The organism is Agrobacterium vitis, from assembly GCF_013337045.2.
Classification (GTDB): domain Bacteria; phylum Pseudomonadota; class Alphaproteobacteria; order Rhizobiales; family Rhizobiaceae; genus Allorhizobium; species Allorhizobium vitis_B.
In genome coordinates this window covers 1,189,527-1,212,693 of the sequence record NZ_CP118259.1, presented here as the reverse complement: position 1 = coordinate 1,212,693, position 23,167 = coordinate 1,189,527, and the positions used below count along the sequence as shown (strand labels likewise).

Below are 23,167 nucleotides of genomic sequence, written 5' to 3'. Positions count from 1 at the left end.
TGCATTCTTCCGGTATCGCCCTCACGGGAAAGCAAAAACCGTTCTCACATCAATTTCCAAAAACCGACCAGCCGGTCCGGGTAGCCAGCAGTTCGAGCGCTTCCGATCCAAGCGCCGAATTGCCGACTTTGTTCAATCCCGGAGACCACACTGCAATAGAGGCCTTGCCCGGCGCTATCGCCAGGATGCCGCCGCCCACGCCGCTCTTGCCGGGCAGACCGACATGATAGGCAAAATCCCCCGAGCCATCATAATGGCCGCAGGTCAGCATCAAGGCGTTAATGCGCCGCGCCCGCTTTGGCGAGACCACGGAAAAGCCACTAAGCGGATTTGTACCCCGGTTGGCAAGATACAGACCCGCATGGGAGAGTTGCACACAGCTCATCGCCAGCGCGCATTGATGGAAATAAACACCCAGAACCATCTCCACCGCGTGGTGCAGATTACCAAAACCGCTCATGAAATTGGCCAGTGCGAAATTACGGTAGCCAGTCGTCTGCTCAGACTGCGCCACCTTCCGGTCGATGGTGATACTGTCGTCATCGGCCAGGAATTGCATGAAGCGCAGGAATTCACCGATGGCTTCGCGCGGCTTATGCCCGGCCAGCACCATATCCGTCACAACGATGGCGCCCGCATTGATGAAGGGGTTGCGCGGAATACCATGCTCATGCTCCAGCTGAACGATGGAGTTGAAGGATGAGCCGGAGGGCTCTCGCCCGACCCGCTTCCAGACGCCCTCACCCGTTTTGCCAAGCGCCAGCGTCAGCATGAACACCTTGGAAATGCTCTGGATGGAAAATGGCACCGCTGCATCGCCTGCGGTGAAGGTCTGGCCGTCGACGGTAGTGATGGCAATGCCGAATTGCTTCGGGTCGATCGTCGCAAGCTCGGGAATATAATCGGCAACCTTGCCTTCCCCGAGTCGAGGCTGCATCTCACCGACAATGTCGTCAACAATTGCCTGCAAATCCATCTGGGTTCCCCATGCCGGGCTGGTACTCATCCCGGCAGATGCATGACCGTCACGTTTTTCGTGCAGAAGCCAACAGGCATCATTATCAAATTTTGCTGCGCTGCAAACAGAAAAAGCCGCCCGTAAAGGCGGCTTTCTCGAATTTCAGATCGAAATCAACGCGAGTAGAATTCGACGACCAGCTGCGGTTCCATGATGACGGCGTAAGGAACGTCCGACAGGCCGGGAACGCGAACGAAGGTCGCAACCATCTTGTTGTGATCAACTTCGATGTAATCGGGAACGTCACGTTCGGCAAGCTGCGTGGCTTCCAGAACGATGGCCAACTGCTTGGACTTCTGACGCACTTCAATAACGTCACCAGCCTTGCAGCGGTAGGAACCGATATTGACCTTGACGCCATTGACCGAAACGTGGCCGTGGTTGACGAACTGGCGAGCAGCAAACACAGTCGGCACGAACTTGGCGCGGTAGACGATGGCGTCCAGACGCGATTCCAAGAGGCCGATCAGGTTCTCGGAAGTATCGCCCTTACGACGGTTGGCTTCGTCGTAGGTGGCGCGGAACTGCTTTTCACGCAGGTCTCCGTAGTAGCCCTTCAGCTTCTGCTTGGCGCGCAGCTGCACACCGAAGTCGGAAAGCTTGCCCTTGCGGCGCTGACCGTGCTGGCCGGGGCCATATTCGCGACGGTTGACCGGGGACTTCGGGCGGCCCCAGATATTTTCGCCCATGCGGCGGTCGATTTTATACTTGGAAGATGCGCGCTTGCTCATCGTATTTCCTCTTGTTGTTATTGGGCCTTTTAGAACCCATTTTGGGAAACACGCCCTCCTCTGGATCGCCTTTCGGCTTTCCTGACAGGCGGCTCACACCTAAAAAAGCGGAGCCTCCACGGGACATGTCGTAAAAACACCGGGCGTTTCCACCCGGCGTTGGACGGGTCTCTACGCAGAGCCGTCACAAATGTCAAGCACCGGCCTTGAACTCGTGGCAGGCCCGCCTCATTTACCGTTGTATCAGCAGTTCCGGGCCCCTCTGACGCGAGTGCCGGATACCCGTGATGTCGGAACTGCAACAAAAACCCTCCGGCAAAGGAAACCCTCGATGGATTTTCTTTGGGTCGATTTTATGGGCAAGCCAACATGGATGTGGCTTTTCTTCCTTGCAATCGTTCTATTTCTTCTGGTTCTCGATCTTGGTGTTCTGCATAAGAACAGCAAGGAGATCGGCATGGCCGAAAGCTTTGCTTTCTCGGCCTTCTACATCACTCTGGGCGTGTTGTTCGGCGGCTGGATATGGTGGCAATCGGGTCCGCAAGCCGGACTTGAATATCTGACGGGCTTTGTCATCGAAAAAAGCCTGGCGATGGACAATATCTTCGTCATCGCCATGATCTTCGGCTATTTCGCCATCCCTCGCGCCTATCAGCACCGGGTGCTGCTCTACGGTATTCTCGGCGTGATCGTGCTGCGCGGCATCATGATTGCGGCAGGTGCGGCGATTGTCGAAAGCTATCACTGGGTTCTGTATTTCTTTGCGGCCTTCCTGGTGTTTACCGGTGTCAAAATGCTGCTATCGGCCGACAGCCAATATGATGTCGCCAACAACCCGGCCTTGAAGCTGGCGCGGCGCTACCTGCCTGTCACCGACAAGTTGGAAGGCGACAGTTTCGTGGTGCGCAAGCAGGACGAAACGACTGGCAAGCTGAAAACCTATATCACGCCGCTGCTTCTGGCGCTGATCATGGTGGAATTCGTCGACCTGGTGTTTGCGGTCGATTCGATCCCGGCGATTTTTGCGATCACCACTGATCCCTATATCGTCTACACCTCGAATATCTTCGCCATCCTCGGCCTGCGCGCCCTCTACTTCGCGCTATCCGCCCTTATCCACCGCTTCGCTTACCTGAAATACGCGCTGTCAGTCGTGCTGATCTTCATCGGCTCGAAAATCTTTCTTGCCGACATGCTGGGTATCGCCAAGATCCCACCGCTGCTGTCGCTAACCATCACGCTGGCAATCCTGGCAGCTGGTATTGTTGGATCTCTGTGGGCGACCCGCAAGGACGAGAAAAAGGATGTTATCGAAGAGTAATTTTCTCTCCAGCCAACAGCCAATATAAAAGAAGGGGCGGCTTCATGAGCCGCCCCTTTTCTGTGTCCGACGTGACTTTACCTATGCAGGCTTGACGCAGAGCCGATCCACCATGGAGGCAACTTTCGGGGCAAGCTGACTGGAAGCGCTCACCTCGAGCGGTCGCCCTGCCCGTCTTTCGCGCGTCACCCATTCCGTCAGGGTTTCGGCATAGGTGTGATCGACATAATGCAGCCCTGCGGGCGTAATCAGCACTTTCTTTCCGTCTGGAAGCGATTCCAGTGTGGCCAGCAATGCCGGAACGTCCCGGCAGGTCCCAACACCGTTCAGCTTCAACTGGATCGAATCATCATTCTCATGATGGTCGATATGCAGTTTACGGCGCAGGAACGGAATGATTTCCATAATCGAGAGAAACAGGCCGACCGCAACCCCCACCAGAAGATCCTGGACGACGACAAGACTGACCGTCGTGGCCCAGACCGCGACTGGCACCCAGCCGTGGTGATCGAACAGGTGACGCACATGCTGCAAGCTCACCAGTCGCCAGCCGGTTACCAAAAGCACTGCAGCCAGAGCGGTCAAAGGCACGACGCCCAGCAATTGTGGCAGAAGCGCCACCAGAGCCAGAATCCAGATTCCATGGAAAATAGTAGAGCGGCGCGTTGCAGCGCCTGCCTGGATATTGGCAGAGGAGCGAACGATAACGCCGGTTACCGGCAGAGCACCCAGTAGGCCGCACAGGCTATTGCCGACGCCCTGCGCCACCAGTTCCTTGTTGAAACGGGTGCGTTCGCCATCATGCATCCTGTCAACGGCGGCAGCCGATAGCAGGGTTTCGGCGCTGGCGATGACGGCGATGATCAGCACGGTGGCGATCACCCCCGGCTGGGCAAGCCCGGCAAAGCTTTCCATCGTTGGCAAGCGAATGCCTTCCAGCAGGGTGGCTGGAACCTGAACCCGGGCAATCGGCAGGTCGAGGCCGACCGCCAGCAAGGTTCCGGCGGCTACGCCGATCAATGCCCCCGGCACCAGCCGCAGCCGGGCTGGCCGCAATTTTTCCCAGCCAACCATGGCCAGCAAAGAGATCAGGCCGATAATGAGCGCTATGCTGTGATTGCTCATGCCGCCGCTGATCACCTTGCCGATGGTCTCATCCATGGCGGCGACATTTTCAACGCCACCGGCAGCAGGCTTGGCGTCCATCAGCACATGGACCTGGCCAAGGACGATCAGGATACCGATTCCCGCCAGCATACCATGCACGACGGCAGGCGAAATGGCGCGAAACCACGAGCCGAGCTTGAGATAGCCGGCCAGGACCTGCAAAAATCCGGCGACGATAAGCACCGGCCCCAGAAGAACAAGCCCATATTCTTCAACAAAGCCGAAGACGATCACCGCAAGCCCTGCCGCCGGGCCAGAGACCTGCAAGGGGGAACCGGCGATGACGCCGATAACAATGCCGCCGACAATGCCGGAGACGAGGCCCATCGCCACCGGTACGCCGGATGCGATGGCAATGCCGAGGCACAGCGGAATGGCGACGAGAAAGACAACGATGGACGAAGCGATGTCCCGTGTCAGAGCTGAACTGGTTTTTTCCATCGCCTCACTCCGCCGCCACCGCTACGAAAGGATCGGCCATGATATGCGGCGTGGCACGCCCGGAAACCGCAACCGGCAGCGGCTTTTCACCTTCGATCACCAGGAAGCGTTTCTCCGCGCCATCATAAACCTGCACCTCGCCGGTCTCGATGTCGAAGAACCAGCCATGCAGAGTAATGTCATTGGTGGCAAGTTTGGCGGCGACCGAGGGGTGGGTCTTCAGGTGATCGAGCTGAATGACCACATTTTCCATCGCCACGGCCCGCACCTTGTCCTTGTGCGGCAGATCGTCAGGATAGGCCTCGCAGACGATGGAATAGGCTGCCTGGCTATGGCGCAACCAGGCGGCCACATTGGGCATTGGCGCCAGCAGTTCGTGATTGCACAGACCCTTCATGGCACCGCAATCGGAATGGCCGCACACGACGATGTCGCGCACGCCAAGCGCCACGACAGCATATTCGATGGCCGAGGAAACGCCGCCATTCATGGTCGAGAACGGTGGAACGATATTGCCCGCGTTGCGGCATACGAACAATTCGCCAGGGCCGGACTGGGTAATCACTTCCGGCATGACCCGGCTATCGGCGCAGGAAATCATCAAGGCCTGGGGCTGCTGCCCTTCACGGGCCAGTTTGCGATAGAGACCCGAATGGGTTGGAAATACTTCTTCCCGGAAACTCGAAACGCGCTTCAAAAAATCACTCATTGCAAAAATCCTCCTGATAAATAGCTGGCTAGATATTAAAGCCGGGATGCATTGCATCCGTGTCGTGAGCCACGCGGATTTGAAACAGCAATCCGGCTGGTTATCGTGCAGGGCTGGACCAAATCGATCCCTTTAACCATTCCCCGCCTGCACAACCGAGAGTAATTTATTTCGAGGACGAAAATGTGATTTCTGTTGCCGTGCAGCAAAAACATCAATCACTTTTCCGTTATTATTTCAAAATCCCTTTTTATCGACGGGCAAAAACTCAGGATATTTTACATATAAATTACAATTATTTGAATGCTAAACTTGATAGATGTCATGATAATTTAAAATATTGAAATTTTCAAATTCCGTTCAATTCCACGAGTCCCTATCAAAGCACAGCTATTTTTCTGCGCCGCAACATTAAATCAAAATACTCCCTTAGGATGCATAGGAAAAAGCAAATATCATGACACTCTCTTAGTCTTGCGCGACAATAAAGAGACGGATGTCATGTCACGGAACCGTCCGTCGACAGGGTCATTTCTGACAGTGTTTGCTTGAGTATTGGCCGTTGCCAATGGTGAAAGATAAAAATACGGAGACGTTACAAATGGGTTGAGCAAACCTTCGTCTTGTGAAACGCTTACATTTACAAGATCTCTTTTGCGCCAAGAATGTCGCAAATTGAATACTGTAAAATTGCAGATGCCGCGGGTCGGCATCGCATATCCTGCGGATAGGCAAAGCCGCCCCCGCCCCAAACCGTGGCCACCAACCATAGCCACAAACCGTGATGGACCGCCCGCATGCCCGATACAATTCTCGACCGTTTCCTGCGCTATGTCGTCATCGACACACAATCAGACCCCGAATCAACCAGCCAGCCCTCCACGGAAAAACAGAAGGACCTCGGCCATGTGCTGGTGAGTGAATTGCTGGCCATGGGCCTTTCCGACGCCCATCTGGATGAGCACGGCAATGTCTATGCGACCATTCCCGCCAATGTCGACAAGCCGGTTCCGGTGATCTGCTTCTGCTCGCATATGGATACGGCACCGGATTTCACCGGCACGAATGTGAAGCCGCAGCTGCTGAAAAACTATCAGGGCGGAGATATCGTTCTGTCCGGCGACGCCAATCAGATCATCCGGGTCAGTGACAATCCGCAGCTCACCACGCAAATCGGCCATGACATTGTCACCACCGATGGCACCACACTGCTGGGTGCCGACGACAAGGCGGGTATTGCCGAAATCATGGCGGCGGCGCAGTTCCTGATCGACAATCCGCACATCCGGCATGGCGCCATCAAAATCCTCTTCACCACCGACGAAGAGATTGGCCGAGGTGCCGACAAGGTGGATCTGAAAAAGCTGGGCGCAGCCTTTGGCTACACCATGGATGGCAGCACGATCGGCGAGATCGAGAACGAGACATTTTCGGCAGACGGCGTGGATATCACCATAACCGGTGTTGCCATCCATCCCGGCACGGCCAAGGGCCGGATGGAAAACGCCATCAAGATCGCCAGCGCTATCATTGCCCGGCTGCCGAAGGACCAGACCCCCGAAACCACCGAGGGCCGCCAGGGCTTCATTCACCCCACCGACATCAGCGGTTCCATGGATGAAGCTCATCTGAAATTCATCATCCGCGATTTTGTCGATGAAGGCTTAGCTCAGAAAGAAGCGCGACTGGAAGAGATTACCCGCGATGTGATGCGCGACTACCCCGGATCGACCTACAGATTCGAGGTCAAGCAGCAATATCGCAATATGAAAGTGGTGCTCGACCAAGTTCCGATGGTGATGGACAATCTTGAGGAAGCGGTGCGCCGCGTTGGCCTCACCCCCGTGCTGCACAGCATTCGCGGCGGAACCGATGGCTCGCGCCTGTCCTTCATGGGCCTGCCCTGCCCCAATATCTATACTGGTGGCCATGCTTACCACTCGCCACTCGAATGGATAAGCGTTCAGGACATGGAAGTCGCCGTGAAAACCATTGTGGAGCTGACAAAGGTCTGGGAAGAGCGGGCAGACTGACGCCCTATAACATCGTGCCGAAAACCGAGTTCCACTTTTCGGTACGATGATCTTATTTTCGCATCGTATTATCCGAAAACCGGTCTCCACTTTTCGGTACGATGCTGGATCAAACCAGATTGCGGCCCTGCATCCATGCCTCAAGCGCCGGTGTCCAGAGCACCGGCGGCCTGGGCGTTTTCCCCATGCTCCCTTCGCCCATGGCAAAGCCGTGGCCACCCTGCTCAAGCTCGACCAGATCGGCGGAAACACCAGCTTTGCGGCAAGCCGCCTGCATCAGTCTGGAATGCTCGATATTGGCAACCGGATCGTCCTTGGCATGGGCCAGAAAGACCGGCGGGCAAGTGGAGTTGACATGGGTTTCCACCGACCAGGCCGCAACATCGGCATCGCTTGGATGCTTGCCGACCATCTCGACCCGGGTCCAGGTATGATTATAAGGGGCCTTCAGGGTAATCACCGGATAGGCCAGCATGGTGAAATCCGGCCTTGCCGACAGCGTATCGGCATTATCCACAGGCGAATACACCGGCTCAGCAAAGCGGGTTGATAGCATGCCCATCAAATGCCCACCGGCGGAAAATCCCATACTGCCAATTTTCTGAGTATCAAGGCCCAATGTGTCACCCTGTGCACGGATCAGCCGCAAGGCCCGCTGGGCATCCTGCAATGGCGCACGCGGGCCGACGAACCAGCCTTCGCCCGGAAGACGGTAGGTGAGAATGAAAGCGGTAACGCCACGGGCGGCCAGCCACTGCGCGGCGGCTTCGCCCTCCTTACGCTCCTCAACGAAATGATAGCCGCCGCCGGGTGCAATCAGCACGGCTGTGCCATTTGGGATTTGAGGACGGACCATTCGCAGGGTTGGCGTGGCGATCCGCAGCAATGCTGCCTTGTGAATGGTCCGCCTGCCAAGCCGAGGCCCCCCACCGCCCGGCGCCCGACCCGGCCAAAGCGGCACTTCACCGGGCGCCAGGGATGCGGCTTGCCCTGATGTCGCGAGACCCAGGAAACTCAAAGAAGCAAGGCTCAGGACATGCCTCCGTCGGAGGGCTAGGGGAAACTTGGTCATCAAACCATCATGGGCAGCCATTGCGGCACAACTTGGCCAGTCAGCAAGGCTCCAGGTTTAAAACCGTGGCTAAACTCTATTCCGCAGCAGTGCGGCTATCCGGCATATCGGCTGCATTCGGATCACCCGGTTTGGTTTCTGATTCCAGGTCAGGGAAGGCAACGATGCGCTTTCCGGAAAAATCCGTATGCACCACGACCATCCCCTGCTCCTCGAAATAGCCAAGCAACCGACGGGCACGGCGGGCGGAATGGGTGCCATAGGCTCGGGCAATCCGCAAATCGGAAGGGCAAGGCTCGGACCGGATGGCCGCCTTGGCGATCAGCAGGAAAACGCCCTGCAAGTCATCCGAAACCCGCGTTGATAAAGACAGCGCCTCCTGCCAGCTGTCAGAGGACGCGGTTTCTTCATCGACATCAGCCCGTGCCACGGCGACGCGACGACGAAATTCGCCCATCGCCATCGGTGGACCGCCGACCCGGCGCATACGGGCTCGAACCAGGAATTCCTGATAGAGAACGGAATCGGTGCGATAGGCCGCCTGTGGATCATCGAGAATTTCAGCCAGCACCGCCGCCATCCGCTCCTCGCGTTCCTCGGCGGTGATTTCCGGCTGTGACGATCTCTGTGGGGCGACATCCTCGACGCTCACCGGCGTTGCACGGGCCAGCTCGGCCAGAATATCGGTGGTCGGACGCGGGGCTGGCGGCGCACGGCGAACGAGCGGACGGGTAAACTCTTCAGGATCCGGGGTGAAGATTAGATCTTCCACATCCTGCGGCGCATCGGGCAAAGGCATCAGTTTCGGACTGGAGGAGCGCGCTGATGTCTCCACATCTCCGATCACGATCGGCAAGGGACGGCGTGATAGCGCCGGGCCAAGGGCGACGAAATTACCGCGCTTCAGGTCGCGGAACATTTCCGCCTGGCGGCGATCCATACCGAGAAGATCGGCGGCACGCGCCATATCAATATCGAGAAAGGTGCGGCCCATCAGGAAGTTGGAGGCTTCAGCCGCGACATTCTTGGCAAGCTTTGCCAGACGCTGCGTAGCGATCACACCCGCCAGGCCGCGCTTTCGGCCACGGCACATCAAATTGGTCATCGCGCCCAGCGACAGTTTGCGGGCATCTTCCGAGACATCCCCGCCGACCGAGGGGGCAAACATCTGCGCCTCATCGACTACGACCAGCACCGGATACCAATACTCGCGCTCGGCATCAAACAGGCCGTTCAGGAACACACCGGCTGCGCGCATCTGCTGCTCGATATCCAACCCTTCCAGCGTCAGCACGCAGGAAACGCGATGCTGGCGGATGCGGTTGGCAATCCCGATCAATTCGGCGTCGCTGCGTTCCCCATCTACGACCAGATGGCCGTATTTTTCCGAGAGCGTCACGAAATCCCCTTCGGGATCGATGATGACCTGCTGAACCCATTGAGCGGATTGCTCCAGCAGGCGCCGCAGCAAATGCGATTTGCCGGAGCCGGAATTACCCTGAACAAGAAGACGGGTTGCCAGCAGCTCCTCGATATCGAGCCTGGCAGGTTGGCCACCCGCCACTGTTCCCATATCGATCCCGACCTGCACCTTATATATTCCCTCACGATGGAATGATGACGCGTTCCTGCACCGCAATGCGGCCACGCTGTTCAATCCGTATTTCCTAACAGAAAGTAAAAGAAGATGCCTGCGTCTTCTCGTCGAAACCCACAGGCAATCGCGGCTTAAATCAATCCGGATCGTCTGCCAGGACCGGCGAGACCAGCAGCTTGTCGATGCGCCGGCCATCCAGGTCAACGACTTCGAATTTCCAGCCATTCTTGACGAAGCTTTCGCCCAGCGCCGGAATGCGTTTCAGCTCATCCAGCACATAGCCTGCGACGGTGGTAAAATCCGGGTCGTCATCCACGGGCACACGGATATGCTCGATGAACTCGTCGATCGGTGTCCAGCCAGCCACCAGATAGGAACCGTCCTCACGCATCAGCAGAGCCGGCTCTTCCTCGCCCTCTTCCTGGTAGGCACCGGTAATCGCCTCCAGAATATCGCCTGACGTGATAATGCCTTCGAAATGGCCGTATTCGTCATAGACCAGCACCATATGCAGAACCGTCTTGCGGATCGACTGGATGATATCGATGGCACCGGCCAGATCGGATACGATCGGCACATCGCTGATAATCGAGCGAATGTCGACCGTGCCGCCATTGGCCAAGGCATCGTAGAAGTTTTTCACCAGCATGACCCCGACGATTTCGTCGGAATTGCCGTTGCGCACCGGCAGCCGGGAATGCTGGCTTTTACGCAATGTCTCGCGAATTTCCTCAATCGTGTCATCGACGCTGATCAGTTCGACATCGCGGCGCGGTGTCATCAGGCCACGCGCCGTGCGATCCGCCAGGCGCATGACGCCGGAAATCATCTGTGATTCTTCCGATTCGATGACACCAGCACTTTGTGCTTCGGCCAGAACCGTCTTGATTTCCTCATCCGTGACCGTGCCAGAGGATGCACCCTTCTGGCCGAGCAGCGACAGGACAGCCCGTCCCGAGCCATCCAGCAGCCAGACCAGCGGCAGCGAAACCTTGGACAGGATCAGCATGGCACCCGCCATACGCGAGGCGACCATTTCAGGGTTTCGCAGCGCAATCTGCTTGGGCACAAGCTCTCCGACAATCAACGACAGATAGGTAATGCCGACCACGACGCAGCCGACGCCGAGCGTGCTGGCCAGGGCCTCTGACATCCCTTGCAGCAAAAGCCACTGGGTCAATCGGGCGCCGAGAGTAGCTCCCGAAAACGCGCCGGACAAAACGCCGACAAGGGTAATACCGATCTGCACGGTCGACAAAAACCGACCGGGATTTTCAGCCAACCGGATGGCAACGGCAGAACCGCGATGACCGGCTTCGGCCAGAACCCTCAGACGCGCCGGACGGGCGGAGACGACCGCCAGTTCGGACATTGCCAATACGCCGTTCAAGATGGTGAGCAGGACAACAATGACGATTTCGGCAAACAAGCTGTTTCAAATCTCTTAGGAGCCGCATGGATGGCGGCGGGATAAAATCTGTAGCACAAGTCGCCGCCGCATTCCAAATGGCTCGCAACAATTTCAATGGATGAGACATGGTTGGGAAAATGCGGTCGCCCGCTTTGCCGAAAAAGGCAGATCATGCAGAAAGGCAGAACATACCGAGGCCTGAAAATGTAGACGCCTCAGGGAGCTAAGCATCGGCAAGGCAAGAATCTGCGAGCATGAGGGGACCTTGATGCAAGCCGACGAGTGAGCCGGACAAAAATTCAAGTCGCCATCAAAAGCCAATCTCCGAAGAGATACACACAGGGCTTGTCGTGAATAACTGACATTTATCAAGAAAAATAACCGCTGACGAGCCCCGTAAAGATCATGTTGACGATGATTATTTGAAGACGATGCAGCATTTTTGGTGTTTTTTCCCACCATGTCACAGCGCTTCCCGTATTTTTGTAGGGCTGTGTGTTTCCCAGATAATGGTATTCTTCAAGCAGGTCCGATTTTATCAAATCCACAATAACACGTTGAATGCTCGATATTTTTTATCTGGAGCATTAAAATCCACTTCCAACCAATTCTACTTTAGCGACTTAGTCGCGGCATCACATTTCGTATGACGCGAAATAACAAAAAAACATAGTGTGAAATCTTTAGATAGTTGACCCCCGCATTGCGTCCTATAAAGATCGCCTCAATACAGGACGGGTGCGGTTTAAAGTGCATCCGCTTCTAAAACGATGAAAAAACCTTGAATATCTACTGTTTTTACGAACACCTATAGCCCTTTGGGCGCGAAAGGTCTCGGAATGGCATTTTCCATTCGCGTTGATAAACTCATCCAGGCTCCGATCAGTCGCGTCTATAAAGCGTTTCTTGACGAGCAGGCTGTTGTACAATGGATGCAGAGGAAGGACTTTACCTGCCAACCGCTTCATTTCGATGGACGCGAAGGTGGCGGTTACAAGATTCGTTTTAGCAGCACCGCGTCAGATTTAAGTTATGTGATGATCGCCGAATTCGACGAATTGGTCCTCAACGAGCGCATCCGCTACACAGAAAGAATGGATGACCCATTCTGGACTGCGCGGGTCGAGACCGTGATTCAGATGAAACCGGCAGTAAGAGGAACGGACCTGTCAATCGTTCAATCCGGTATTCCGGATACGGTATCGCAAGAGGGAGTTCGGCTGGCCTGGGACGAATGTCTGCAGCAGCTTGCCTGCCTGGTCGAACAGCTCACTGAGAGCCTAAACGCGCGAACGCGATAATTTATCTTCTGGCTATTTCCGTCACAAACGTCAGCCCGCTGCCACGCGCAGACCAAAACCCTGCATCAGCCGATGAGTGGAAAAGACCGGCTGGCCCGACGTGAAGACCGCGAAATCATAGTCGTCCGAATGCGCGCCCTCGTCCACAACAGGCACCAGACGCCGTGCCTGACGGGCGATGGCTTCCGCAGGGTCAAGCCAATCCACCGGCCAGGGAGCCAGCTTGCGGAAGACATTGGCAAGAAACGGATAATGGGTACAGGCGAGCACGACGATATCGGTCTTCGCACCTTGTTTTTCGATGAAACACGGCGCGATCTCGGCATTCAGCGCCGCCTCTTCCACCGGTTCACCGCGAATATAGGCTTCAGCCAGCCGGGCCAGATGTTGAGAGCCGACGAGGTTTACCTCGCACTGGCTGGCAAAGGACTGGATCAGATCGCGCGTATAGGCGCGCTTGACGGTGCCAGGCGTGGCCAGCACGGAAATAAGCCCGGAACGGCTGCGCTCTGCGGCTGGTTTAATGGCGGGTACGGTGCCGATGAAGCGCATGCCGGGAAAGGCTTCGCGCAACGCGGCACCGGCCAGCGTGAAGGCCGTGCTACAGGCGACGATCACCGCCTCGGGATCATACTGTGCCAGAAGATTGGCAAACAACGAGACGATCCGCGCTTTGAGCGGCTCCTCCTCCCAATTGCCATAGGGAAAACCAGCGTCGTCGGCGATATAGATAAAGCCGCGCTCCGGCATCAGCACCCGGGCTTCACGCAGAACGGTCAAGCCGCCAATACCGGAATCAAAGACCAGGATCGGTTTGAGTTTAGTCCTGGTCTCGTTCATGCCCGCTACCATCAGCTTCGTCCCTCTCAATACCGTCCACTTCATCACCCTCCAAAGGCGCTCCAGCGCCGCGCGGATTGCGGCGGGAGAAGCGGTCGAGTGACGAGACCACGCCACGCATGACATTGATTTCCGGTGAGGTGAAACCACGTCGCGTCAGCACGGCGCGCAGATTGTCGATCATTCGTGCTTTTTTATGGATCGGGCGGAAATATCCCCTGGCATCGAGCGCATCCTCCATATGCTCGAACAGGCCGATGACTTCCTCCTTGCTGGCAGGCATTTGATCGACACCCTGAAACGGCGTCTGGGTAACGTCCTCCATGGTGGATTTCATCCACTCATAAGACATCAGCAGCACAGCCTGAGCGATGTTCAGCGACGCGAAAGCGGGATTGACCGGAAAGGTGACGATTTCATCGGCCAGAGCCACATCTTCATTCTTCAGACCGGATTTTTCACGCCCAAAAAGAATTCCGGTTTTTTCACCGGCCAGAAACCGAGTTCGCAAAGTTGAGGCCGCCGTCACCGGCGAGGCCACGGGCTTGAAATTGTCCCGTTGGCGCGCCGTGGTCGCATAGACGAAATTCAGATCGGCCAGTGCTTCCTCGAGCGTATCGTAAAGCTTGGCGCCATCAATGACATGATCGGCTTTGGATGCGGCGGACCGGGCTTTTTCCGAGGGCCAGCCATCACGCGGATTGACCAGACGCAGCTCCGCCAGCCCGAAATTCGCCATGGCACGGGCCACCATGCCGATATTCTCGCCCAATTGCGGTTCCACCAGAATAATCGCTGGTCCCTCGGCGATAAGCTCGCGCTCGCTGTTCGTGCCTGCCATGGCGCCTTTCCTGCAATAATTCATTCAACCCTGCAAATTTACGCCTGCATGGGCATAAACAGCCCAAAATGCAAGAGGCGGAAGGCAAAGCGCGCTCAAGCTAAAATGAAGTCCACACGCGGCTTCCTGTTTGCCTTGGCTTGCGAGAATGCTATAGGCAACTCCGGTCATATGGACAGAGACGCGGTCGAATTAAAGCCGCCCTATCGATGAGGAAGACTTATGCAAAAGATCAAGGTTGCCAACCCGGTCGTCGATCTCGACGGCGATGAAATGACCCGTATCATCTGGCAGTTCATCAAGGAAAAGCTGATCCTTCCCTATCTCGATCTCGAGATTGAATACTACGACCTCTCGGTAGAAAACCGCGATGCAACCAATGACCAGGTGACGATCGATTCCGCCCACGCGATCAAAAAGCACGGCGTCGGCATCAAATGCGCCACCATCACGCCAGACGAAGCCCGCGTGAAGGAATTCAACCTGAAGGAAATGTGGAAAAGCCCGAACGGCACGATCCGCAACATCCTCGGCGGCGTTATTTTCCGCGAGCCAATCATCTGCAAGAACGTACCCCGTCTCGTCCCCGGCTGGACCCAGCCGATCGTTGTTGGCCGTCATGCCTTCGGCGACCAGTATAAGGCAACCGATTTCAAATTCCCCGGCAAGGGCAAGCTGACCATCAAGTTCGTTGGCGAAGACGGCCAGGTCATCGAGAAGGACGTGTTCGATGCACCGTCCGCCGGTGTAGCCATGGCCATGTACAACCTGGATGATTCGATCCGCGATTTCGCCCGCGCTTCGATGAACTACGGCCTGATGCGCAAATGGCCAGTCTACCTGTCCACCAAGAACACCATTTTGAAGGCCTATGACGGCCGCTTCAAGGATATTTTCGAGGAAGTCTACCAGGCCGAATTCAAGGCCCAGTTCGACGCCGCCGGCATTACCTACGAGCATCGCCTGATCGACGACATGGTTGCCTCTGCGCTGAAATGGTCCGGCGGCTATATCTGGGCCTGCAAGAACTATGACGGCGACGTGCAGTCTGACACGGTTGCCCAGGGCTTCGGCTCGCTCGGCCTGATGACCTCGGTTCTGCTGTCGCCAGATGGCCGCACGGTGGAAGCCGAAGCCGCCCACGGCACCGTGACCCGTCACTATCGCCAGCACCAGAAGGGCCAGGAAACCTCGACCAATTCTATCGCGTCGATCTTTGCCTGGACCCGTGGCCTCGCGCACCGCGCCAAGCTGGATGACAATGCCGAACTGGCCAAGTTCGCCCTCACCCTTGAAAAGGTTTGCGTCGACACGGTCGAAGCTGGCTACATGACCAAGGATCTGGCGCTGCTGATCGGTCCCGACCAGCCGTGGCTGTCGACCACCGCCTTCCTCGACAAGGTGGATGAAAACCTTCGGGCTGCAATGGCTGCCTGATCCGTCACACGTTTTGCAAAACCCGGCCATCGCGCCGGGTTTTCGCATTGATACGGAGAGCCATAGAGAATGATTTTCCGTATTTTATTGTCGAATATCTCAAACCTTCACAGATTTGAGATATTCGAAATTCTTGTCAGGCGAAGATGCGTGAGCATCTTTGCGCCTTCGTATTCTATGATTTTTTGGGGAAGAGAGCACCATGACCGAGCAAGTCGTTTTATACACCAATCCCATGTCCAGAGGGCGCATCGTTCGCTGGATGCTGGAGGAGATCGGCCAACCCTATCAGACGGAACTGGTCGCCTATGGTCCAGTGATGAAGGCGGCGGACTACACCGCCATCAATCCGCTCGGCAAGGTCCCGGCCATCCGTCACGGAAAAACCGTCGTGACGGAAACGCCAGCCATTCTGGCCTATCTGGCCGATGCCTTTCCTGAGGCGGGCCTTGCACCTTCCCTTGCCAATCGCGGCAGCTATTATCGCTGGCTGTTCTTCACTGCCGGTCCAGTGGAAGCCGCCGTCATCGGCCAGGCTTGTGGCTTCGCGGTCCCCGATGAGCGCCGTGGCATGGTTGGCTACGGCAGTATCGATACGATGATGGATGTGGTTGCTTCGGCAATTTCCGCAAGCCCGTATATCGCTGGCGAAAGCTTTAGCGCTGCCGATCTCTATCTCGCATCGCATCTGTCGTTCTCACTGCGGGTCAACAGCGTGCCAGCACGTCCGGTGTTTACCGATTACATTGCCCGGATGACCGATCGTGACGCCTATCGCCGTGCGAGCGAAATCGACGCCGAAGCCCAGGCTGCGGCCAACGCATAACCCTGATTTTCAGATCCGGTTGACACATCGGACCTCTGATTAACAAGAATTTGCCAAGCGCCCTCAAAGATGGCGCTTGGCATTCCCCTTACCAGCACTTTTCGACGCATCACGATAGTTCAGGTACCGCCGCTGGTTTAGCACCGATAAGCGCGATGACGGCCGCCATCCCCTCCTCCGGTTTCTGCGCCACGACGTCCTCCGCAGCGCTCAAAATACAACGATCCCGTCCCTGGTCCTTAGCCCGGTAAAGTGCTGCATCCGCCCGAAGAGACACCGCGTCAAGATCCGCCCCGGCTTTGGCCACCTCATGCATGCCGATACTGATGGTCATGGTGATCATCGCATCACGCCAGGGTGTGGTGAGCCGGGCAACGGATTGCCGCAGCCCATCGCAAAAGGCCAGCGCTTCATCACCTGTCATTTGCGGCATGAACAAAGCGAATTCTTCCCCACCGAGCCGGCCAAACACCATGTTCGCATCAAGTTGCTCGATCATCGTTTTCCCGAAGGCACACAAGGCTGCATCCCCTCCTGCATGTCCATGCGCATCATTGATATACTTGAAATGATCAAGATCGATCAGCGCCAGCACACCAGCGCTCTTGAGCATTTGTGACTGGGCGCGCTCATAGAAAGCGCGGCGATTGAGAACGCCGGTCAGCATGTCGATCTCGGAGGCATGCTTATACTGCATGAGGCTTCGATGGCTGCTGAGCGCAAAAATGCCGATCCCCAGCCCAAGGCTATTGACGTATAAAATAAAGGTAACGACCGACACCCATGCTGTTTGGGCTACGCCACCAACCTCGGTGACCGGCCAAATCATCACCAGAGGAATGCGTAGCAACATGACAAAGCCATAGGACAGCAGCATGAAGATAATGACGAGGCGGACTGGAAAACGGTCGCTCTTCCAGCCGGACCCAATCGAGGCGACCAAAGCGCCGATCTGCATAACGGTCAAAATCGTGTAGAGGACAATTCTGTAGTCCGGATTGGCGGAAAAAACATTCACTCCAAAATAGCAGAGGAGCCAAATCGCAGTTATTGCGACCACAAACCAATGGGAACGGGAAAATCCATCGAAGATCCGAAACCCAACCCACACCAGTCCGGAGCCCAGAAGCACCAGTGCTCCACCAACGCCGATACCGAGAGATTCAGGAACGATACCGCGCAAAGCCTGCAAGCATGTACCGATTGAAACACACCAAAAACCGATACTCCAAAGACCCAAATGGTTGGATTTGCGGTCGAAAAACCAGCTGATGCTCATCAGGACAGAATTCAAGGTCCATCCGACCAGCAGGCAGATCATCAGCGTTGGAATGTTGAAGAGTAAAACCAAGAGATGTTAACCCAAAAAACGGTTGCCTTTTTACGCCCCTCTGCGGAGAAGAAGTATTTTTGCACCCGTCGACCTTAAATAATATTTACAATTATCGCCTGCTGCTCACTAAAAATCCACTGGCAAATGATATTCAAGCCGATTTCTCCGGTACAGACAGAAATCAAACTAAAAATCGGAAATACAACCACAAAAACAAACTGGGTTACGGATTAAAGATTCCATCTATTGGTTTATTTTAAAAAGAATCACCTATTGATTGTTTTTTTCGCAACAGACGACATAAGCCAGACCATGAAAATCTACGCATACGTGTAATGTCAGTCGCGTAAAATCTCGACAAGAACGGGCGACTGCATGATTTAAAAGCATAAAGGCATCGCGCATGTGAAAATGCGCGATGCCTTCATAACAAAACCACCACCGGCCCGAAAAAGGGCAAACTGGCTCCCCGGTCAGATGCTGCTCATTTGTCTTAGCGGCATTTGAAGTGGGGGGAATCCGAGCCAGCAGCGGCTTTATCGTAATGCGCAACCAGGGGATAGGGGCAGTAAAGATAGCGCCCCGGCGTCAGTGCTGCGCCATCCTTGTTGTCCTTGGTGATCCCTGCGGATACCGGACCGGGTGCCGCGCCCTTTTCTACCCAGGCGACAAGCGGTGTGAAGAAATCAAAATCGTCATATGAGGGGCCACCCGCCCCATGTGGCATGCCAGGAATACGGTAGAATTTGACGAAATCCCCCGCCTTGCGACCGTTATTGCTGTCGAGTTTGCGATACCATTTGACCGTATCGAGCACTGAAAATACCGGATCGGCATTGCCATGAAAAACAATCATCTTATGGCCCGCATCTTTAAATGCCTTCAAACGCGGATTGGCGCTATCAGGCGGAATCATGAAATCTGCGGCAGATTCCGTGAACGGTCCTGATTTTGCAAAAATCTTCGGCGCATCCCGGTCGAAATCGAAGTCGAGCAAAAACTTTTGCAGGTCCTCTGGCGTTCCGTTGACAGGCACGGGCGGCGTGGTGAAGATCTGAGCCAGCGAACCCGCGCCCATCACAGCAATGATTGGTTTGCCGCCCCAGGCTGCAACAGGGCTTTGCAATTTCCAAAGACGCCAATTGGCCGACCCCATGCCCGGGTCCCAATCCCAATTGCTGTACAGCGCATGGCCCTTGCTGTTTCTCGGGCCTGCGTGACTGGTGCGAAGGGCGGTGATCTGGTCCTGGCTAAGGCAATCAGGCTGCTTCTCAGTCTTGCAGGCCAGGGTTTTGATATTGAAACGGCTCTGGCAGGCATCCGCATTGCCGACAACGCCATCGACCCGACCGTCCAAGGCATCACAGGCGGAAAGGATGCCCTTGGCCAGAACCGCCATATCGGCGGGAGAAAAGGCTTTGGCGATATCCTGATCAACCTTGGCCCAGGCCTGCACGTCCCAAGCATGCTGAAGGGCAGCTTTCGGCAGATTGAAGCCGGGATAGCCGACCAGCAGACCATCGAATTGCTCCGGCAGTCGCGTGGCGGCCATCAGCGCGTGGCGGCCACCATTCGAGCCACCGATGCCGTAGCGAAAGGCAATCTTTTGTCCGTAATACTGCTCCACCAGCCGCATGGCCAAGGGGTTGAGCTTGGCGACGGCACCATAGCCATAATCCTGGCGAGCGACCGGGTCGAAGCCAAAGGCGGCTGAACCGGCAAGCCCCTTGTCGGAAAATGCCGCCTCGTCATGACCAGCATCGCTGGAAACCACCGCGTAACCACGGCTGAGCGCATTGTCCGCCTTGTTGCCGCCAAGCAGCGGGCCAGTGGCAGCCAGGACCTTGCCGTCATTGCCTCCGTTGAACTGGTGCACGAAACGGCCATTCCAGTCATCCGGAAGCCGCATTTCGAAGTGGATGGCATAGGCTCTGCCGTCAATGCCCTGGTGAGCCGCCAACTCCCCCTGGACCAGGCAATGGCTGCGCGGCATCTCCGCATTACCAGGGACGGATTTTGCCTCAGCTATGGTCAATTCGGGCGGATGCCCGCCGGTGTTGCGGATATCGCCGCATGTGCCGGCGGCATAGGCGCCAGATGCATACATCAATGACGGAAACAGCAGAGCCGTAACCACGGCACTCCGCAAAGCAAATATTGACATGAATTCCTCCCAGAATATGCCGGGCAAGGTAATCCCGTCAGCGGGCTGGCGTCAATATTGGTAGGCAAGACAAACCATTTTCTTTTGTCGTTGCCGCGCTCACACTCTTGACGCAAGGCGCTACGGATCGCAGATAAGCGGCATGAAGGCATCGCAAGCAGAAATTTTGATCGTCCCCGGCTATACCAATTCCGGGCCGGACCATTGGCAAAGCCGTTGGGAGGGCAAATTGTCCACCGCCCGCCGCGTTGAGCAGGCCGAATGGGCAAAGCCTGTCCGGGAAGATTGGGTGAAGCGGCTGGTAGAAGAGGTCAACCGCGCCGAAAAACCAGTCGTGCTGGTGGGCCACTCGCTGGGTGTGCCGACGATCGTGCATGCCGTGCCGCATTTTCAGCGCAAGGTGGCTGGCGCCTTTCTGGTGGCGCCGCCGGACGTGGCCAATTCAGCAATTCGGCCCCGCCACCTGATGACCTTCGGGCCTTATCCCCGCATGCCCCTGCCCTTTCCCACGTTGATGGTCGCGAGCCGCAACGATCCGTTCGGCACCTATGATCACGCCGAGGATATTGCAAAGGCCTGGGGCGCGCTTCTCGTTGATGCGGGCGAGGCTGGCCACCTCAATGCCGAATCCGGTCATGGTCCCTGGCCGGAAGGCACCATGGTTTTTGCCCAGTTTCTCAGCAAGCTTTCCGCCGAGGACTGACTTATCCATGGCTTTCTCTGGCCATGGATTTCGTGGTTCGGCACCGCTGTGCTAAAGATAATATCCTGGGCTGCTGTGATAGATCGCGATTCTCCATGGTCGGTAGTGTCTGCATTGGGGATTGAACGGTAGGGAGCAGAAGCCTGTATGGATGCGCCCGAACCGGGCGCGACCAGAAAAACAAGGAAGGGGCAAGAGCCGGATTGTGAAAAGCCGCGTTTTCCTTTATGGACCGCCTCAACCAGTGACACAGAGCGTCCCTTGTGCGACGCCAACAATAGAGACAAACCGTCATGAACCGTCGCCGCCGTATTTACGAAGGCAAGGCCAAGATCCTGTACGAGGGTCCTGAGCCGGGCACGCTGATCCAGTTTTTCAAGGATGATGCAACAGCCTTCAACAAGAAAAAGCATGATGTTATCGACGGCAAAGGCGTGTTGAACAATCGCATCTGCGAATATGTCTACACGCATCTGAACAAGATCGGCATTCCCACCCACTTCATCCGCCGCCTCAACATGCGTGAGCAGTTGATCAAGGAAGTGGAAATCATCCCGCTGGAAATCGTCGTGCGCAATGTCGCCGCCGGTTCCCTGTCCAAGCGTCTCGGCATCGAGGAAGGCGTGGTTCTCCCACGCTCCATCATCGAATTCTATTATAAGTCCGACGCGCTGGAAGATCCGATCGTCTCGGAAGAGCATATCACCGCGTTTGGCTGGGCCAATCCGGCTGAGCTGGACGATATCATGGCGCTGGCCATTCGCGTCAATGACTTCCTCTCGGGGCTTTTCCTCGGCATCGGCATTCAGCTGGTCGATTTCAAGATCGAATGCGGCCGCCTTTATGAAGGTGACATGATGCGTATCGTGCTGGCCGATGAGATTTCGCCTGACAGCTGCCGTCTCTGGGACGTCGAAACCCACGAGAAACTGGACAAGGACCGCTTCCGCCACGATATGGGCGGGTTGCTGGAAGCCTATCAGGAAGTGGCGCGCCGTCTCGGCATCATCAATGAAAACGAACCCGTTCGCGGCACCGGCCCGGTTCTGGTCAAGTAGTTCTGGAGACACACTCGTGATTAAGGCTCGCGTCACCGTTACATTGAAAAACGGCGTTCTGGACCCCCAAGGCAAGGCTATCGAAGGAGCGCTCGGCGCGCTTGGCTTCGAGGGCGTCAACCATGTCCGCCAGGGCAAGGTTTTCGACCTGTCGCTCGATACCGCCGACAAGGCTGCGGCAGAAGCAGAATTGAAAGCCATGTGCGAAAAGCTGCTGGCCAATACCGTGATCGAAAATTACGCGATCTCGATCGATTGAGCGGACTGTTCCCGGTGACGGGGACGACAAAGCCGGAATGCGGTTAATAAGACGCATGATGCTTTAGAATTTGCCTTGGGAAGAACGGAAGCCGATCGTTCCAAGGCAAATGACATCACAAAAGATCCAGAGGCCGTCTGGTTGAAACATCAACACGGCAGTGTCTGGAACAGACAGTCAAGTGGGAGCCGACGCCATGAAATCCGCCGTTGTTCAACTGCCCGGCCTGAACCGTGACCGCGATATGATCGCGGCTCTGACCAAGATTTCCGGCACTGCACCCGTCACCATCTGGCAGACGGAAACAGAAATCCCGGATGTCGACCTGATTGTCATTCCCGGTGGCTTTTCCTATGGGGACTATCTACGCTGCGGCGCCATTGCCGCGCGCATGCCCGTCATGCAGGCCATCAAGGCCAAGGCGGATCAGGGTGTCAAGGTTCTCGGCGTCTGCAACGGTTTCCAGATTCTGCTGGAGGCCGGCATGTTGCCGGGCGCGCTGATGCGCAATGCGTCGTTGAAATTCGTGTGCCGCGAAGTGAAGCTGGAAATCGCCAATGACGAAACGGATTTCACCCGCGCCTATGGCAAGGGCCAGATCATCCGCTGCCCGGTGGCCCATCACGACGGCAATTATTTTGCTGACGCCGACACGCTGCAATCCATCGAAGGCAATGGCCAGGTGGTGTTTCGCTATGCTGAAGGCACCAATCCGAACGGCTCGCTCAACAATATTGCCGGTGTTATCAACGCCAAGGGCAATGTGCTGGGCATGATGCCGCATCCGGAAAACCTGATCGAAGCCGCCCATGGCGGCAATGATGGGCGTGGTCTGTTTGCATCCGCTCTCGACGTCGTCGCTGCAGCCTGAGACCGGTTGTTGACCTGAATTACAAATCGGACTC

The 23,167-nt window shown here is 56.2% G+C and carries 20 protein-coding genes; 9 read left to right on the top strand and 11 right to left on the bottom strand.

Translation table 11 applies throughout. The features are described 5' to 3' along the window. Window positions 1-49: 49 nt before the first annotated feature. Together G6L01_RS05695 and rpsD are read right to left on the bottom strand one after the other, a co-directional pair. Window positions 50-976, bottom strand: coding sequence for a glutaminase (locus G6L01_RS05695; protein ID WP_070167133.1), 927 nt, complete (start codon window positions 974-976; stop codon window positions 50-52). A gap of 155 nt (window positions 977-1,131) precedes the next feature. Next, on the bottom strand, window positions 1,132-1,749 hold the full coding sequence (gene rpsD / locus G6L01_RS05690) for a 30S ribosomal protein S4 (protein ID WP_060715661.1): 618 nt from the start codon (window positions 1,747-1,749) through the stop codon (window positions 1,132-1,134). Window positions 1,750-2,080: 331 nt separating this feature from the next. Between rpsD and G6L01_RS05685 the strand changes: the two genes are divergently transcribed. After that, complete coding sequence (locus G6L01_RS05685) at window positions 2,081-3,070, top strand: TerC family protein (protein WP_071206299.1); 990 nt, start codon at window positions 2,081-2,083, stop codon at window positions 3,068-3,070. 81 nt (window positions 3,071-3,151) lie between these two features. On the opposite strand, the gene G6L01_RS05680 is transcribed toward G6L01_RS05685, so the two are convergent. Further along, the gene (locus G6L01_RS05680; protein ID WP_070167135.1) at window positions 3,152-4,678 is read right to left on the bottom strand and encodes a SulP family inorganic anion transporter; all 1,527 of its coding nucleotides are present in this window, start codon (window positions 4,676-4,678) and stop codon (window positions 3,152-3,154) included. Between the two features lie 4 nt (window positions 4,679-4,682). Next, window positions 4,683-5,387 (bottom strand): carbonic anhydrase, encoded by a 705-nt coding sequence (locus G6L01_RS05675; protein WP_070167136.1) that lies wholly within the window; start codon window positions 5,385-5,387, stop codon window positions 4,683-4,685. A 797-nt stretch (window positions 5,388-6,184) separates the two neighbouring features. On the opposite strand from G6L01_RS05675, the gene pepT reads away from it, so the two are divergent. Continuing rightward, entirely contained in the window at window positions 6,185-7,420 is a 1,236-nt protein-coding gene (gene pepT, locus G6L01_RS05670) for a peptidase T (protein WP_070167137.1), read from the top strand. Window positions 7,421-7,529: 109 nt separating this feature from the next. Here pepT and G6L01_RS05665 read toward each other — a convergent pair whose 3' ends face one another. The 3 genes from G6L01_RS05665 to G6L01_RS05655 form a co-directional block, all read right to left on the bottom strand. Beyond that, window positions 7,530-8,492, bottom strand: coding sequence for an alpha/beta hydrolase (locus G6L01_RS05665; protein ID WP_234891988.1), 963 nt, complete (start codon window positions 8,490-8,492; stop codon window positions 7,530-7,532). A gap of 76 nt (window positions 8,493-8,568) precedes the next feature. Then, on the bottom strand, window positions 8,569-10,083 hold the full coding sequence (locus G6L01_RS05660; RefSeq protein ID WP_070167138.1) for a helicase HerA domain-containing protein: 1,515 nt from the start codon (window positions 10,081-10,083) through the stop codon (window positions 8,569-8,571). Between the two features lie 142 nt (window positions 10,084-10,225). Beyond that, window positions 10,226-11,518 (bottom strand): hemolysin family protein, encoded by a 1,293-nt coding sequence (locus tag G6L01_RS05655; protein ID WP_070167139.1) that lies wholly within the window; start codon window positions 11,516-11,518, stop codon window positions 10,226-10,228. Between the two features lie 821 nt (window positions 11,519-12,339). Here G6L01_RS05655 and G6L01_RS05650 point away from each other — a divergent pair. Continuing rightward, window positions 12,340-12,801 carry an SRPBCC family protein gene (locus G6L01_RS05650; protein WP_071206301.1) on the top strand — a complete coding sequence of 154 codons (462 nt, stop codon included), beginning with the start codon at window positions 12,340-12,342 and terminating at the stop codon, window positions 12,799-12,801. A gap of 30 nt (window positions 12,802-12,831) precedes the next feature. Here G6L01_RS05650 and murI read toward each other — a convergent pair whose 3' ends face one another. After that, a complete protein-coding gene (gene murI, locus G6L01_RS05645) occupies window positions 12,832-13,641 on the bottom strand; it encodes a glutamate racemase (RefSeq protein ID WP_070167142.1) in 810 nt (269 codons plus the stop codon). Continuing rightward, window positions 13,622-14,482 (bottom strand): RNA methyltransferase, encoded by an 861-nt coding sequence (locus G6L01_RS05640; protein ID WP_070167143.1) that lies wholly within the window; start codon window positions 14,480-14,482, stop codon window positions 13,622-13,624. Before G6L01_RS05640 ends, murI begins: the two co-directional genes overlap by 20 nt. Window positions 14,483-14,704: 222 nt before the next feature. On the opposite strand from G6L01_RS05640, the gene G6L01_RS05635 reads away from it, so the two are divergent. Both G6L01_RS05635 and G6L01_RS05630 read left to right on the top strand, forming a co-directional pair. Continuing rightward, window positions 14,705-15,919, top strand: coding sequence for an NADP-dependent isocitrate dehydrogenase (locus G6L01_RS05635; RefSeq protein WP_015915793.1), 1,215 nt, complete (start codon window positions 14,705-14,707; stop codon window positions 15,917-15,919). A gap of 202 nt (window positions 15,920-16,121) precedes the next feature. Then, complete coding sequence (locus tag G6L01_RS05630; RefSeq protein WP_070167144.1) at window positions 16,122-16,745, top strand: glutathione S-transferase family protein; 624 nt, start codon at window positions 16,122-16,124, stop codon at window positions 16,743-16,745. Window positions 16,746-16,854: 109 nt separating this feature from the next. Here G6L01_RS05630 and G6L01_RS05625 read toward each other — a convergent pair whose 3' ends face one another. After that, a complete protein-coding gene (locus G6L01_RS05625; protein ID WP_139190272.1) occupies window positions 16,855-18,096 on the bottom strand; it encodes a GGDEF domain-containing protein in 1,242 nt (413 codons plus the stop codon). A 475-nt stretch (window positions 18,097-18,571) separates the two neighbouring features. After that, window positions 18,572-20,242 carry a tannase/feruloyl esterase family alpha/beta hydrolase gene (locus G6L01_RS05620; protein ID WP_070167146.1) on the bottom strand — a complete coding sequence of 557 codons (1,671 nt, stop codon included), beginning with the start codon at window positions 20,240-20,242 and terminating at the stop codon, window positions 18,572-18,574. 142 nt (window positions 20,243-20,384) lie between these two features. Between G6L01_RS05620 and G6L01_RS05615 the strand changes: the two genes are divergently transcribed. From G6L01_RS05615 to purQ, 4 genes are all read left to right on the top strand, one after another. After that, window positions 20,385-20,945: an RBBP9/YdeN family alpha/beta hydrolase gene (locus G6L01_RS05615; RefSeq protein ID WP_070167147.1), complete on the top strand. Its 561-nt coding sequence runs from the start codon at window positions 20,385-20,387 to the stop codon at window positions 20,943-20,945. A 293-nt stretch (window positions 20,946-21,238) separates the two neighbouring features. Next, window positions 21,239-22,003, top strand: coding sequence for a phosphoribosylaminoimidazolesuccinocarboxamide synthase (gene purC / locus G6L01_RS05610; protein WP_015915788.1), 765 nt, complete (start codon window positions 21,239-21,241; stop codon window positions 22,001-22,003). A gap of 16 nt (window positions 22,004-22,019) precedes the next feature. Beyond that, window positions 22,020-22,262, top strand: coding sequence for a phosphoribosylformylglycinamidine synthase subunit PurS (gene purS, locus G6L01_RS05605; RefSeq protein ID WP_070167148.1), 243 nt, complete (start codon window positions 22,020-22,022; stop codon window positions 22,260-22,262). 196 nt (window positions 22,263-22,458) lie between these two features. Further along, complete coding sequence (gene purQ / locus G6L01_RS05600) at window positions 22,459-23,133, top strand: phosphoribosylformylglycinamidine synthase subunit PurQ (protein WP_070167149.1); 675 nt, start codon at window positions 22,459-22,461, stop codon at window positions 23,131-23,133. Window positions 23,134-23,167 lie beyond the last annotated feature (34 nt).

Coding starts and splice junctions, on each gene's coding strand:
- G6L01_RS05685 (WP_071206299.1), top strand. CDS start 2,081: ATGGATTTTCTTTGGGTCGATTTTATGGGCAAGCCAACATGGATGTGG.
- murI (WP_070167142.1), bottom strand. CDS start 13,641: ATGAACGAGACCAGGACTAAACTCAAACCGATCCTGGTCTTTGATTCC.
- G6L01_RS05635 (WP_015915793.1), top strand. CDS start 14,705: ATGCAAAAGATCAAGGTTGCCAACCCGGTCGTCGATCTCGACGGCGAT.
- rpsD (WP_060715661.1), bottom strand. CDS start 1,749: ATGAGCAAGCGCGCATCTTCCAAGTATAAAATCGACCGCCGCATGGGC.
- G6L01_RS05650 (WP_071206301.1), top strand. CDS start 12,340: ATGGCATTTTCCATTCGCGTTGATAAACTCATCCAGGCTCCGATCAGT.
- G6L01_RS05615 (WP_070167147.1), top strand. CDS start 20,385: ATGAAGGCATCGCAAGCAGAAATTTTGATCGTCCCCGGCTATACCAAT.
- G6L01_RS05620 (WP_070167146.1), bottom strand. CDS start 20,242: ATGTCAATATTTGCTTTGCGGAGTGCCGTGGTTACGGCTCTGCTGTTT.
- purC (WP_015915788.1), top strand. CDS start 21,239: ATGAACCGTCGCCGCCGTATTTACGAAGGCAAGGCCAAGATCCTGTAC.
- G6L01_RS05680 (WP_070167135.1), bottom strand. CDS start 4,678: ATGGAAAAAACCAGTTCAGCTCTGACACGGGACATCGCTTCGTCCATC.
- G6L01_RS05630 (WP_070167144.1), top strand. CDS start 16,122: ATGACCGAGCAAGTCGTTTTATACACCAATCCCATGTCCAGAGGGCGC.
- pepT (WP_070167137.1), top strand. CDS start 6,185: ATGCCCGATACAATTCTCGACCGTTTCCTGCGCTATGTCGTCATCGAC.
- purQ (WP_070167149.1), top strand. CDS start 22,459: ATGAAATCCGCCGTTGTTCAACTGCCCGGCCTGAACCGTGACCGCGAT.
- G6L01_RS05640 (WP_070167143.1), bottom strand. CDS start 14,482: ATGGCAGGCACGAACAGCGAGCGCGAGCTTATCGCCGAGGGACCAGCG.
- G6L01_RS05675 (WP_070167136.1), bottom strand. CDS start 5,387: ATGAGTGATTTTTTGAAGCGCGTTTCGAGTTTCCGGGAAGAAGTATTT.
- G6L01_RS05695 (WP_070167133.1), bottom strand. CDS start 976: ATGGATTTGCAGGCAATTGTTGACGACATTGTCGGTGAGATGCAGCCT.
- G6L01_RS05665 (WP_234891988.1), bottom strand. CDS start 8,492: ATGACCAAGTTTCCCCTAGCCCTCCGACGGAGGCATGTCCTGAGCCTT.